Here is a 12,609-nt window from a genome sequence, read left to right on the forward strand (position 1 = left end):
GGCGATGGCGCCCTCAAGATCGCTATCGCCAGCAAGCCGGCTCCTACAAAAAGCGATCGGCGCTGAATTCTCGATAAGGAACACAGGTGAAAGCCAGATCCGATGAGTTGCAGATTTTCGTCTGCGTGATTGAGTGCGGATCGATTTCCGCTGCGGCCGAACAGGTCGGGCAGACGCCTTCGGCGGTCAGCCGCACGTTGTCGCGGCTGGAGGCCAAGCTCGATACCACGCTGATCAACCGCACCACGCGGCGCATGGACCTGACGGAGGAGGGCAAGTATTTCTTCGAGCACGCCAAACTGATTCTCGATCAGATGGAGGAGCTTGAAGAACGCCTCAGTTCACGTCAGCAAACCCCGTCCGGGCGTTTGCGGATCAACGCCGCCTCGCCGTTCATGCTGCACGCCATCGTGCCGTACATCGACGAGTTCCGCCGGCTCTACCCGGACATCCAGCTCGAACTCAACAGCAACGACCTGATCATCGACCTGCTCGAACAAAGCACCGACATCGCCATCCGCATCGGCACGCTGGCCGACTCGACCCTGCATGCCCGCTCGCTGGGTTGCAGCCCGCTGCACATCGTCGCCAGCCCGGCTTACCTTGAGCAACACGGCACACCGCTGGTGGTCGAGGACCTGAGCGGGCATGCGCTGTTGGGCTTCACCCACAATGAAGGCCTCAACCAATGGCCGCTGCGTTATGTGCATGGCGATCGCTGGCCGATTCAGGCGTCCATCAGCGCGTCCAGCGGCGAGACGATCAGGCACCTGGCGCTGGAAGGTCAGGGCATTGCCAGCCTGTCGCATTTCATGACCATCGAAGACATCCGTGCCGGGCGCCTGAAAGTGCTGCTGGCGGATTTCAACAGCGGTTATCGCCAGCCGATCAACGCGGTCTATTACCGCAACTCGCAGCTGGCCCTGCGGATTCAGTGCTTCCTGGACTTTATCCAGGGCAAATTGGCGGTGTACGCGAATGCGGATTTTGAAGGTTGATTCATGACTCCTGCGCAAGAGTGAATTGGGTCAACGGGGATTTTTCAGTCGTGATGACTGCTTGATACTCGTTGCATCACTTATTCACGCAGGGAGTTTCTCCATGAACGTATTCGTTACCGGCGCTGCAGGTTTCATCGGCGGCTCCATCGCTACGGGCCTGGTTCGCGCTGGCCACAAGGTCACCGGCCTGGTGCGCAGCAGCGAACAAGCCAATGAGCTGAGCGCGTTGGGCATCACGGCGGTCATCGGCACTCTTGACGACAGCGCACTATTGGCCGAACAGGCCCGCGCTGCCGACGCGGTGATCAATGCCGCCAGCAGCGACCATCGCGGCGCGGTGGAAGCCTTGGTCAATGCCTTGCGCGGTTCCAACAAGGTGTTCCTGCACACCAGCGGTTCGAGCATCGTCGGCGATGCGTCGGGCGGCCAGTTCGGCGACGCCATTTATTACGAAGACACGCTGCCGGAGCCTACTGTCGACAAGGCGGCCCGCGTGGCCATCGACAACCTGATCCTCGATGCGGCGAACGACGGGGTGAACTCGGCGGTCATCTGTAACACGCTGATCTACGGCCACAGCCTGGGCGTCAATCGCGACAGCGTGCAGTTGCCGCGCCTGCTGAAACAGGCACGCAAAAGTGGTGTGGTGCGCCACGTCGGCACCGGCCGGAACATCTGGTCCAACGTGCACATCGAAGACGTGGTGTCCCTGTACTTGCTGGCGCTGACCAAAAACGTACCGGGCACGTTTTACTTCGTTGAAAGCGGTGAAGCGTCGTTCGTCGACATGACCACGGCGATTGCCCAGGCGTTGAATCTCGCTGAGCCGCAAGACTGGCCGCTGAAAGAGGCCGAAGCCGAGTGGGGTTATGAAATGGCCAACTACGGTTTGGGTTCCAACAGCCGGGTGCGCGGCAAGCATGCGCGGGAGTTGCTGGGTTGGGTGCCGAAGCGGACTTCGGTGGTTGAGTGGATTCTTAACGAGATGGTGTGAGTTCGCTTTAGACCGCGTCATCGTTCTTCGCGGGCAAGCCTCGCTCCTACAGGGGTTGTGTCGCTCACAAAATGGGTGAACGACACAACCCCTGTAGGAGCGAGGCTTGCCCGCGAAGGCGTCTTCAACAGCACCGCAACTGGCCGGGCCGCCCTCAATTCCGTACCATCCGCCCCCTCTTCCCCAGTTGTGTCCAGTCCTCCCCATGAAAGCAAACCGTCTGCGCGCCGATGTCCTGGCCGGGCTCACCACCTCTTTCGCCTTGTTGCCAGAATGCATCGCCTTCGCGCTGGTGGCTCACCTCAATCCGCTGATGGGCCTGTACGGCGCGTTCATCATTTGCACCCTGACCGCGCTGTTCGGTGGTCGGCCGGGCATGGTGTCGGGCGCGGCCGGTTCGATGGCCGTGGTGATCGTCGCGCTGGTGGTGCAGCACGGTGTGCAGTACTTGCTCGCGACGGTGTTGCTGGGCGGGTTGATCATGCTGACGTTCGGGTTGCTGAAGCTCGGCAAGCTGGTGCGGATGGTGCCGCATCCGGTGATGCTCGGCTTCGTCAACGGCCTGGCGATCATCATCGCGCTGGCGCAACTGGAACACTTCAAGAGTGGTGACAACTGGCTCAGCGGCTCACCGCTTTATGTGATGAGCGGATTGGTGGCGCTGACGATGGCGATCGTCTATCTGCTGCCGCGACTGACCCGCGCCGTGCCGCCAGCGCTGGTGGCGATTCTGGGTGTCGGTCTGGCGGTGTATCTGCTCGGCTTGCCGACTCGCACCCTGGGCGACATGGCGCACATCGCCGGTGGCTTGCCGACGCTGGCCTTGCCAGACATTCCATGGACGCTGGACACCCTGCGCATCATCGCCCCCTACGCGATATTGATGGCGCTGGTCGGCCTGCTGGAAACCCTGTTGACCCTGAACCTGACCGACGAAATCACCGAGAGCCGTGGCTTCCCGGATCGTGAGTGTGTGGCGCTGGGCGCGGCCAACATGGTCTCCGGCGTGTTTGGCGGCATGGGCGGATGCGCGATGATCGGCCAGACCGTGATCAACCTCAGCTCCGGTGGCCGAGGTCGGCTTTCCGGCGTGGTGGCCGGTGTGCTGATTCTGCTGTTCATTTTGTTCTTGTCGCCGCTGATCGAGCGCATTCCGCTGGCAGCATTGGTCGGCGTGATGTTCGTGGTGTCGCAACAGACGTTTGCCTGGGCTTCGCTGCGGGTGGTCAACAAGGTGCCGCTGAACGACGTGCTGGTGATCGTCGCCGTAACGGTCATCACGGTGTTCACCGACCTGGCCACCGCCGTGCTTTGCGGGATCATCATTGCAGCGCTCAACTTTGCCTGGCAGCAGGCCCGCGAGCTGTATGCCGATAGTCACCTCGAAACCGACGGCAGCAAGCTTTACCTGCTGCATGGCACGCTGTTTTTTGCCTCGACTACACCGTTTCTCAACCAGTTCGATCCTGCCAACGACCCGTCGGTGGTGACGATTGATTGTCGTCACCTGAGCTTCGTCGACTACTCGGCCATCGCGGCGCTGAAGACCCTGCGCGAGCGTTACGCCAAGGCGGGCAAGCATCTGCGGGTGTTGCACCTGTCCGAACGCTGCAAGAAGTTGCTCAAGCGTGCCCGGGTCAGTCACGACTGATCTATCAATCCTCTGGGCTGCGGCCATTCCCTGTAGGAGCGAGCCTGCTCGCGAAAAACGTTCAGACAACGCGTTGATTCAGGAAGTGCGCGTTATCGTTGACGCCCATCGCGAGCAGGCTCGCTCCTACAGGGGAATGGATGAAAGTTTGCGTGCCTGATTTTCATATTCACCGACCTCGCATATCTCTGCGCGACAACCCTTACCCCTGCACGAAAATTACTTTCACCTCGTTTGAGTTTCACGCTTCGAAATGTTTTAAGAGTTTCACAAAACTTTCGACGTGACCCTTTCGAGGAGTACCGCATGACCCTGTCCTTCGGCTATTGGCTGCTGGTATATGCCGCCATCGCCATCATCGCGCTGATCGTTCTGATCGCCCGTTACCGGCTTAATCCCTTCATCGTCATCACCCTGGTTTCCATCGGCCTGGCGCTGCTGGCCGGCATGCCGCCGTCCGGCGTAGTCGGCGCCTACGAGGCCGGTGTCGGCAAGACCCTGGGGCATATCGCGCTGGTGGTGGCGCTGGGCACGATGCTCGGCAAGATGATGGCCGAGTCCGGCGGCGCCGAGCAGGTGGCGCGCACCTTGATCGACCGTTTTGGCGAGAAGAACGCGCATTGGGCCATGGTGTGCATCGCGTTCCTGGTCGGGCTGCCGCTGTTCTTCGAAGTCGGTTTTGTGTTGCTGGTGCCGATTGCCTTTACCGTGGCGCGCCGCGTGGGTGTATCGATTCTGATGGTCGGTTTGCCGATGGTCGCCGGGCTGTCGGTGGTGCATGCGCTGGTGCCGCCGCACCCGGCGGCGATGCTGGCGGTGCAGGTGTATCAGGCGTCGGTCGGGCAGACGTTGATGTATGCGATTCTGATCGGCATTCCGACGGCGATTATTGCCGGCCCGCTGTACGCCAAGTTCATCGTGCCGCGCATTCAACTGCCGGCGGAAAACCCGCTGGAACGGCAGTTTCTTGAGCTTGAACCGCGCGACAGCCTGCCGGGTTTCGGCATCACCATGGCGACCATTCTGTTGCCGGTGCTGTTGATGCTGATCGGCGGCTGGGCCAACCTGATCTCCACGCCGGGCAGCGGTTTCAACCAGTTTTTGCTGTTCATCGGCAACTCGGTGATCGCGCTGTTGCTGGCGACCCTGCTGAGCTTCTGGACCCTCGGTCTCGCCCAAGGCTTCAACCGCGAATCGATCCTCAAGTTCACCAACGAATGCCTGGCGCCAACCGCCAGCATCACCTTGCTGGTCGGCGCCGGCGGCGGCTTGAACCGGATCCTGGTGGACGCCGGGGTCACCGACCAGATCGTCAGCCTGGCCCACGAATTTCACCTGTCGCCGCTGCTGATGGGCTGGCTGTTCGCCGCGTTGATGCGCATCGCCACCGGTTCCGCCACCGTGGCCATGACCACCGCCTCCGGCATTGTCGCGCCGGTGGCCATTGGTCTGGGGTATCCGCATCCGGAGTTGCTGGTGCTGGCGACCGGCGCCGGGTCGGTGATCTTTTCCCACGTCAACGACGGCGGCTTCTGGTTGATCAAGGAATACTTCAACATGAGCGTCACCCAGACGTTCAAGACCTGGACCGTGCTGGAGACCATTATTTCGCTGGTCGCCTTTGCGTTGACCGTGGGTCTTTCTTACCTGATTTAACCGGAGCCGCCTGCCATGGACATCCTCTACCAGATCCGCGCCCGTCAGGATTCCTTCAGCGCCGGCGAAGGACGCATCGCGCGGCTGATGCTCGACGACGTAGGATTTGCCTCTGCCGCCAGCCTCGACGAGCTGGCGCTGAGAGCGGAAGTCAGCACCGCCACGCTGTCGCGTTTCGCCCGCACGGTGGGTTGCCGCGACTTGCGCGACCTGCGCCTGCAACTGGCACAGGCCAGCGGCGTCGGCAGCCGTTTTCTCGACCCGGCGGGCACGCCCGATCAATCGGCGTTCTATGGGCAGATTGTGGGCGATATCGAGTCGACGTTGCGTCAGCACCTGTCGGCGTTCGACGAGTCGCGCTTCGCCGACGCGGTGAAACTGTTGGGCAAGGCGCGGATGATTCATGCCTTCGGCATGGGCGGTTGCTCGACCTTGTGCAGCGATGAACTGCAAGTGCGGCTGGTGCGCTTCGGCTACCCGATTTCGGTGTGTCACGACCCGGTGATGATGCGGGTCACCGCAGCCAGCCTCAGTGCCGAGCACGTGGTCATCGTCTGTTCGCTGACCGGCATCACCCCCGAGTTGCTCGAAACGGTGGAACTGGCCCGCAACTACGGCGCAAGAATTTTGGCCATCACACGCAGTGACTCGCCGTTGGCGCAACTGGCCGACATCGTGCTGCCACTGCAAAGTGCGGAAACCTCGTTCATCTACAAACCCACGGCGGCGCGCTACGGCATGCTGCTGGCCATCGACGTGCTCGCAACCGAGCTGGCGCTGGCCAATCCTGAAGACAATCAAGAACGTCTGCGGCGGATCAAACTCGCCCTCGACGATTACCGCGGCGGCGACGATCACTTGCCGCTGGGAGACTGACATGATGTACGACACGCTGATTCGCAACGCCCTGATCATCGACGGCAGCAACGCCCCCGGTTACCCCGCCGACGTGGCGATTCTGCATGGCCGCATCGAGCGCATCGGCGACCTGCACGACGCCACCGCCACCGAAGAAATCGACGCCGCTGGCCGAGTGCTGGCGCCGGGTTTCATCGACGTGCACACCCACGACGACACGGTGGTGATCCGCCAGCCGCAAATGCTGCCCAAGCTCAGCCAGGGCGTGACCACGGTGATCGTCGGCAACTGCGGGATCAGCGCTTCGCCGGTGAGTTTGAAGGGCGATCCGCCAGACCCGATGAACCTGCTCGGCACCTCGGCGGCCTTTGTTTACCCGACGTTTCGCGACTACCGTGCGGCGGTCGAAGCGGCGAACACCACGTTGAACGTCGCCGCTCTGGTCGGCCACACCGCATTGCGCAGCAATCACCTTGATGACCTGTTTCGCACGGCCACGCCGGATGAAATCAGCGCGATGCGTGAGCAACTGCGCGAAAGTCTTGAAGCCGGCGCGTTGGGTCTGTCCACTGGTCTGGCGTACGCCAGCGCGTTCTCGGCGTCCACCGATGAAGTGATGCAACTGACCGAAGAACTGACCGCGTTCGGCGCGGTGTACACCACCCATTTGCGCAGCGAATTCGAGCCCGTGCTGGAGGCCATGGACGAGGCGTTCCAGATCGGCCGTCATGCGCAATCACCGGTGATCATTTCCCACCTCAAATGTGCCGGCGCCGGTAACTGGGGGCGGAGTCCGCAACTGCTGGCCTCACTTGAAGAGGCCGCGAAAACCCACCCGGTGGGCTGCGATTGTTATCCCTACGCGGCGAGCTCTTCGACCCTGGACCTCAAGCAAGTTACCGATGCGCACCGCATCACCATCACCTGGTCCACGCCGCACCCGGAACTCGGTGGCCGCGACCTGATGGATATCGCCGCCGAGTGGAACGTTCCGCTGCTGGAAGCCGCTCGCCGGCTGCAACCGGCTGGCGCGGTGTACTACGGAATGGACGAGGCAGACGTACGAAGCATCCTCGCGCATCCGCTGTCGATGGTCGGCTCCGACGGCTTGCCGGAAGACCCATTCCCGCATCCACGTTTGTGGGGCGCTTTCCCACGCGTCCTCGGACATTTCAGTCGCGATGTCGGGCTGTTTCCGCTGCACACCGCGGTACACAAAATGACCGGGTTGTCCGCGTCGCGATTCGGCTTGAAGGAGCGCGGTGAAATCCGTGAAGGGCATTGGGCTGACCTGGTGTTGTTCGATCCTGCAACGATTCGTGATGTCGCGGATTTCAACGATCCGCAGCGGGCGGCAGAAGGCATCGACGGGGTGTGGGTCAACGGTGTGTTGAGTTACAGCGAAGGGCAGGCGAACGGCAAAAGGGAAGGGCGGTTCCTGGCGCGGGAAGGCAATTTGCGTGACGGTTTTCAGAGCCTCCACAAACCCCTGTAGGAGCCAGGCTTGCCGGCGAAAGCGATCAGCCAGTCGACAAATCTTTTGAACTGCTTCACGTGGTGGCACATTGCAATTAAAGAAAGCCATCGCCAAGCCGAAGCGCTGACACTAGCCCGGCTACACTCTGGGCCTTACCAGTCTGGGAGCAACTTGATGAGCTTCGGCAAAACCACCCCGATCCTGCGGATTTTCGACGAAAACAAGGCCGTGGAGTTCTACGTCGACTTCCTCGGTTTCAAGATCGACTGGCAGCACCGTTTCGAGCCGAATTTCCCGCTGTACCTGCAAGTCTCCCGCGGCGAATGCGTGTTGCACCTGTCGGAACATCACGGCGACAGCACACCGGGCTCGGCGCTGCGCATCGAGACCGATGAGCTGGAGGCGTTTCAGCAGCAATTGCTGGCCAAGGACTACACGTTTTCGCACCCACAGATCCAGGCCATGCCGTGGGGCAGCCAGGACATGACCATCGCTGATCCGTTCGGGAATCGGTTGGTGTTTACCAATGCGATTAGTGTGTAACGCGGCAGGAAAAATCACGCCTCGTGATAGTGTCGTCCGTTCAATTTCGACGAGCACAGGAGGCGCTTATGGCCAGCATTACCATTGGCAATCTTGATCAGCAGATCTACGAGCAATTGCGAATCGCGGCAGAGAGTAATTGCCGTTCAGTTGAAGAGGAGGCTCTCTTCATCTTGAGGAAAGCGCTCGACCCGAATGGTCGTACCTGCGGTTTGGGGAGTCGAATCAATAATCGATTCAGAGAGAGTGGTGGTATCGAGTTAGATCTGCCTCTGCGTTAAGGCGGTGAAAGCGAGGCTAAGGGCTGATCCCAGGTATCCGTTGTCTGTTCGATTGCATTCGCGGGCAAGCCACGCTCCTACAGGTCTTATGTCGTTCGCACATACATTGAACGACGCGAAACCTGTGGGAGCGTGGCTTGCCCGCGAATGCGGTCTTCCATTCACCGCAAAGTGAACGTCAAACCCTGAAGTGACTCACCATCATCTGCAACTGATTACCCAACCGCGCCAGTTCAACACTGGATTTAGCGGTTTCGTCGCTGGCAGCGGCGGTCTGTTCGGACACGTCGCGTACGTTGATGATGCTGCGGCTGATCTCTTCGGCTACGGCGCTTTGCTGTTCGGCGGCGGCAGCGATCTGCTGGTTCATCGACTGGATGTTGGACACCGTGCGGGTGATGTTTTCCAGTGACACGCCGGCCTTGCGGGTCAGGGCGACGCTGCTGTCGGTGAGGGCGCGGCTGTTGTTCATCACGGCGGACACTTGTTGCGTGCCGTTCTGCAAACCGGCCACCAGGCCTTCGATTTCCTCGGTGGATTTCTGCGTACGCTGGGCCAGGCCACGCACTTCGTCGGCCACCACGGCAAAACCACGACCGGCTTCACCGGCGCGCGCTGCTTCGATAGCGGCGTTGAGTGCCAGCAGGTTGGTCTGTTCGGCCACGGCCTTGATCACGTCCATGACGCTGCCGATCTTGTCGCTTTCGTGTTGCAGCACGCTCATGGCTTCGGTGGAACGCACCACTTCGCTGGCCAGGCGCTCGATCTGGGCGATGGCTTCGTTGACCACTTTGTCGCCTTCGCGGGCTTCGCCGTCGGCGGCGGCCGCTGCTTGTGAAGCTTCTTCGGCATTGCGCGCGACTTCCTGCACGGTGGCGGTCATCTCGTGCATGGCGGTGGCCACCTGATCGGTCTCGATCTTCTGGCTGTTAACGCCGGCGCTGGTCTGGCCGGTCACGGCGGATAACTCTTCGGCGGCGCTGGCGATCTGGGTAACGCCGTCGCGGATACCGCTGATCAGGTCACGCAGGGTCACGCCCATGCGCGCGATGCCTTGTTGCAAGACGCCGAGTTCATCGCGGCGCGTCACTTTGACATCCTGGGACAGGTCGCCGCCGGCGATGCGCTCGACCACTGCCAGCGTGTCGCGCAGGGGGCGGGTGATCTGACGGGTGATGATGACAGCGGCAATGATCCCGACCAGCAATGCCAGCAAGGTGCTGATCAGTTGCAGGGTGCGGGCTTGCGCGCTTTCAGCGTCACGACGGTCGAGCTGGATCTGATACAGCTGCTCGCTGAGGGTCACGATAGCGGCGCCCTGATCGGTCATTTCCTTGCGCGCCTGCACAGCATCGTTGCTCGCGGCCTTATAGGCCTGCAAAGCGCTGCGGTAATTGCTCAATGCCGTTTCCAGCTGACGCAACTCGTCCAGCATAGTGTCGGCGAATTGCACATTGAGCTGTTTCAGGCTGGCGATGGCCGCGTCCAGTTGGCCGACGGCTTTCTGCTCGGTCTCGGCGTTGGTGGTCGCGGTATAACCGCGCACTTCGTAGCGGGCCAGCATGAACGCTTCCTTGGCGGCGGTGATGGCCTGGAATTGTTCGAAGCGCTGATCGCTCAACGGCATTTGTTGTACGCGGGTACTGATGGCGTTGATCAGCGAATTCGCGTTTTCCGCGTTGGCGCCCATGGCGTCGCGCGCGCTGTTGCCGGCGCGGTAGGCGCTGCGCATTTTGTTCAGGGACGTTTTGTACGCGTCAATTTGCGTACCTTGCTCTTTGAGCAGCTTGAGGTTTTCCGGGCTCTTGAACTTCACCAGCAGCGCTTGTTGCTGAGCGGCAAACGCATCCAGGGTGGTCTGGACGTTCTGCGCGGTGGTTTCATCGCCGTTGGTCAGCATGTATTGCAAGCGAACCACACGCAGTTTGGTCAGGCCGGCATTGAGCTGGGTGATGTCGCTCATCCAGTTGCTGCGGTCAATCAGGCTGCCCAGGCTCGTCCAGCCGGTCAGGGCGAGGACGCAGGTCAGTGCCAGGACCAGGCCAAACCCCAGGCCCAGTTTCATGTTCACGCTGATGTTGCCGAACCAGCTATTCATCAAATTCCTCCAGGAACGTTGCGCTTTTGGTCGTCGGTTGGCTGGAAGATTGTTGTTTTTGGTAGCCAAGGGTGTGTAGCAGGTCTGTATCGGCAGCAATCGCGAGAGCTGAAAGGATTTTGTCAGACGGTTCTGTAACAAAAGTTTTTGCAGGGGGCTTAAGCTTTTTTTCACATGGGTTTCACCGGCTGCCGACGCGAGCCTCTCTACCCTCGCGGCATCGAATGTAAGTGATGCATGCCGGTGAGGCGGCCTGATGTGGAATTGAGACTGAGTCTGTTCGGGGTCAAACGCTCGATTGATCTGAGCCGTTTTACCCGCTATCGAAACACCGCAGTGGTACTCGCCTCGGCGCTGTTGGTGATCCCGTTGACCGTCTGGCTGTTGCGGCCTGCCGCCGTTCCGGACCTGGCCCATGGCAATGTCTCGGGCGCCCGGGCGTTGTTATCCGGTTGGGCCAAGGGCGACATGATTGTGCTGGTGCGCCATGTCGAGCGCTGCGATCACTCGACGGCCGCGTGTCTGACGGGCAATGACGGCATCACGGATCGTTCGCGCAGCGTCGCCGTGAGTGTCGGTGCGCAATTCGAAAGGCTCGGCCTGGGCGAGGCTGACATTTACAACAGCCCGATGATGCGGACCGCGCAGACGGCCTCCTACATGTTCAACAAGGTGAGTACTCATGAGGAGTGGTTGATCAATTGCAAGGGCACGATGTTGCGTGACGCGCTGGCGCACAAAGTACCAGGGCGTAATCTGATTCTGGTGACCCACAGTGAATGCATGGCGCAGATCGAGAAAGGCCTCAAGCTGCCGACGGCCACTCTTGGCTATGGCGCCTCTTTGTTTATCTCCGCCGAATCGCTACAGGCGCCGCGAATGCTTGGTTATATCGAAGCTTCCGACTGGCGCTCGGTGACCAGCCAATGAGTAATCCCATGCGTTTTTACTACTTCAACTTCGGTATTCCATTGGCCTGCGCAGCCGTCGTTTTTCTGATGTTCGACATGACCAAAATCGACATCGCGTTCAGTAATCTTTTTTTTGATCCGCTGACCCAGACCTTCCCGCTCGACCAGATTCACTTCTTTGAAAAACTCACCCATAAATGGGCGCGCATCATTCCGAACTGGACTGCTGAAATTGCCTTGATCGGTGCGATGCTGTCGTTTGTCTGGCCGCTGATCAACCCGCAAAAGCGACCGCGTCTTGGCCGATTCCTGGAGCGGAGTAAAGCCGCTCCGGTGTTGAAGTTTGCCTATGACCATCGTCGGGATTTTCTGTTTGTGGTGTTCGCGTTTGCCATTTGCACCGGGGTGATCCATTTCCTCAAGGCGCACACCAGCGTGTATTGCCCGATTGAAACGACCCTGTATGGCGGGAAAATTGCCCACATGGAGTGGTACGAAAACTTCCAACTGTTCAGGGAAGCCGGTGAGGGGCGCTGCTGGCCGGGCGGGCATGCGTCCGGCGGGTTCACCATGCTGGCGTTGTACTTCGTGGCTCGCCGCTATCGCTGGCGCTATTCGAAAGCGCTGATGTACGGCTCGCTGCTGCTCGGTTTCGTCTATGGCACAACGCGGGTCCTGCAAGGCTGGCACTACATGTCCCACACGTTCTGGGCCGGGATCTTCGTGTGGCTGGCGTGTTTACTGACGGCGTTGGCGTTTTATGGGCGAGCGCGGCTGGATGTGCCGGTGGATCAGATGACATCACTGTCGGCTGGCCGTCCGTCATCGCGAGCAGGCTCGCTCCCGCAAGGGAACGCGGTCCAGTGTAGGAGCGAGCCTGCTCGCGATTAACGATGACGCGGTATGCCTGCCTACTCCTGCGGATCAACGTTATCCAGTGCCTGGTTCACTGCCAGCTCTGCCAGCATGATGATCTGCGCAATGGCCAGCGCGGTGTTGCGCTGTGAACCATCGAGGTAGGTGGCTAAATCGCTGGTCATGACGCTGGCGGATGCCAATGACTCGCAGGCATGGGCGAGGAGGTTTTCAGTGCCGATGTCGGGAAGGATCGTGAAGAAGGGGCTGGGGCGGTATGGGGA

The 12,609-nt window shown here is 60.5% G+C and carries 12 protein-coding genes and 1 pseudogene; 10 read left to right on the forward strand and 3 right to left on the reverse strand.

Annotated features, from left to right (window positions below; translation table 11 throughout):
- Positions 1-86: 86 nt before the first annotated feature.
- The 8 genes from KGB27_RS28945 (at position 87) to KGB27_RS28980 (ending at position 8,461) form a co-directional block, all read left to right on the forward strand.
- Complete coding sequence (locus KGB27_RS28945; protein WP_008024659.1) at positions 87-998, forward strand: LysR family transcriptional regulator; 912 nt, start codon at positions 87-89, stop codon at positions 996-998.
- Between the two features lie 103 nt (positions 999-1,101).
- Positions 1,102-1,995, forward strand: a complete 894-nt coding sequence (locus KGB27_RS28950) for an NAD-dependent epimerase/dehydratase family protein (protein WP_223450580.1) — start codon at positions 1,102-1,104, stop codon at positions 1,993-1,995.
- Between the two features lie 205 nt (positions 1,996-2,200).
- Positions 2,201-3,646: a SulP family inorganic anion transporter gene (locus tag KGB27_RS28955; protein WP_223557232.1), complete on the forward strand. Its 1,446-nt coding sequence runs from the start codon at positions 2,201-2,203 to the stop codon at positions 3,644-3,646.
- 306 nt (positions 3,647-3,952) lie between these two features.
- Complete coding sequence (locus tag KGB27_RS28960; RefSeq protein WP_223557233.1) at positions 3,953-5,302, forward strand: gluconate:H+ symporter; 1,350 nt, start codon at positions 3,953-3,955, stop codon at positions 5,300-5,302.
- A gap of 15 nt (positions 5,303-5,317) precedes the next feature.
- Positions 5,318-6,178, forward strand: coding sequence for a MurR/RpiR family transcriptional regulator (locus KGB27_RS28965; RefSeq protein WP_008029861.1), 861 nt, complete (start codon positions 5,318-5,320; stop codon positions 6,176-6,178).
- Between the two features lies 1 nt (position 6,179).
- Positions 6,180-7,655: an N-acyl-D-amino-acid deacylase family protein gene (locus KGB27_RS28970; protein WP_223557234.1), complete on the forward strand. Its 1,476-nt coding sequence runs from the start codon at positions 6,180-6,182 to the stop codon at positions 7,653-7,655.
- Positions 7,656-7,811: 156 nt separating this feature from the next.
- Complete coding sequence (locus tag KGB27_RS28975; RefSeq protein WP_008036566.1) at positions 7,812-8,180, forward strand: glyoxalase superfamily protein; 369 nt, start codon at positions 7,812-7,814, stop codon at positions 8,178-8,180.
- Between the two features lie 68 nt (positions 8,181-8,248).
- On the forward strand, positions 8,249-8,461 hold the full coding sequence (locus tag KGB27_RS28980) for a FitA-like ribbon-helix-helix domain-containing protein (RefSeq protein WP_223415918.1): 213 nt from the start codon (positions 8,249-8,251) through the stop codon (positions 8,459-8,461).
- Between the two features lie 178 nt (positions 8,462-8,639).
- Here the strand turns inward: KGB27_RS28980 and KGB27_RS31695 are convergent, their stop codons facing one another.
- Together KGB27_RS31695 and KGB27_RS31700 are read right to left on the reverse strand one after the other, a co-directional pair.
- Positions 8,640-9,503, reverse strand: a complete 864-nt coding sequence (locus KGB27_RS31695; RefSeq protein WP_411736724.1) for a methyl-accepting chemotaxis protein — start codon at positions 9,501-9,503, stop codon at positions 8,640-8,642.
- 42 nt (positions 9,504-9,545) lie between these two features.
- Positions 9,546-10,559, reverse strand: a pseudogene (locus KGB27_RS31700) (methyl-accepting chemotaxis protein); the annotation flags it as partial.
- Positions 10,560-10,817: 258 nt separating this feature from the next.
- Between KGB27_RS31700 and KGB27_RS28990 the strand changes: the two are divergent.
- Together KGB27_RS28990 and KGB27_RS28995 are read left to right on the forward strand one after the other, a co-directional pair.
- Complete coding sequence (locus KGB27_RS28990; RefSeq protein ID WP_223435491.1) at positions 10,818-11,489, forward strand: histidine phosphatase family protein; 672 nt, start codon at positions 10,818-10,820, stop codon at positions 11,487-11,489.
- Positions 11,490-11,497: 8 nt separating this feature from the next.
- Entirely contained in the window at positions 11,498-12,361 is an 864-nt protein-coding gene (locus KGB27_RS28995; protein ID WP_223557235.1) for a phosphatase PAP2 family protein, read from the forward strand.
- A gap of 20 nt (positions 12,362-12,381) precedes the next feature.
- On the opposite strand, the gene KGB27_RS29000 is transcribed toward KGB27_RS28995, so the two are convergent.
- Positions 12,382-12,609 (reverse strand): DUF6124 family protein (locus KGB27_RS29000; RefSeq protein WP_223557236.1); only part of this gene is annotated, 228 nt, incomplete at its 5' end.

It is taken from the genome of Pseudomonas sp. BF-R-01, from assembly GCF_019946615.1.
GTDB classification, from domain to species: Bacteria; Pseudomonadota; Gammaproteobacteria; order Pseudomonadales; family Pseudomonadaceae; genus Aquipseudomonas; species Aquipseudomonas migulae.

Bases quoted from the DNA above. Each gene is read 5' to 3' on its own strand.
- KGB27_RS28960 (WP_223557233.1), top strand. From the start codon at position 3,953: ATGACCCTGTCCTTCGGCTATTGGCTGCTGGTATATGCCGCCATCGCC.
- KGB27_RS28955 (WP_223557232.1), top strand. From the start codon at position 2,201: ATGAAAGCAAACCGTCTGCGCGCCGATGTCCTGGCCGGGCTCACCACC.
- KGB27_RS28975 (WP_008036566.1), top strand. From the start codon at position 7,812: ATGAGCTTCGGCAAAACCACCCCGATCCTGCGGATTTTCGACGAAAAC.
- KGB27_RS28980 (WP_223415918.1), top strand. From the start codon at position 8,249: ATGGCCAGCATTACCATTGGCAATCTTGATCAGCAGATCTACGAGCAA.
- KGB27_RS28970 (WP_223557234.1), top strand. From the start codon at position 6,180: ATGATGTACGACACGCTGATTCGCAACGCCCTGATCATCGACGGCAGC.
- KGB27_RS28950 (WP_223450580.1), top strand. From the start codon at position 1,102: ATGAACGTATTCGTTACCGGCGCTGCAGGTTTCATCGGCGGCTCCATC.
- KGB27_RS28995 (WP_223557235.1), top strand. From the start codon at position 11,498: ATGCGTTTTTACTACTTCAACTTCGGTATTCCATTGGCCTGCGCAGCC.
- KGB27_RS28965 (WP_008029861.1), top strand. From the start codon at position 5,318: ATGGACATCCTCTACCAGATCCGCGCCCGTCAGGATTCCTTCAGCGCC.
- KGB27_RS31695 (WP_411736724.1), bottom strand. From the start codon at position 9,503: ATGGGCGTGACCCTGCGTGACCTGATCAGCGGTATCCGCGACGGCGTT.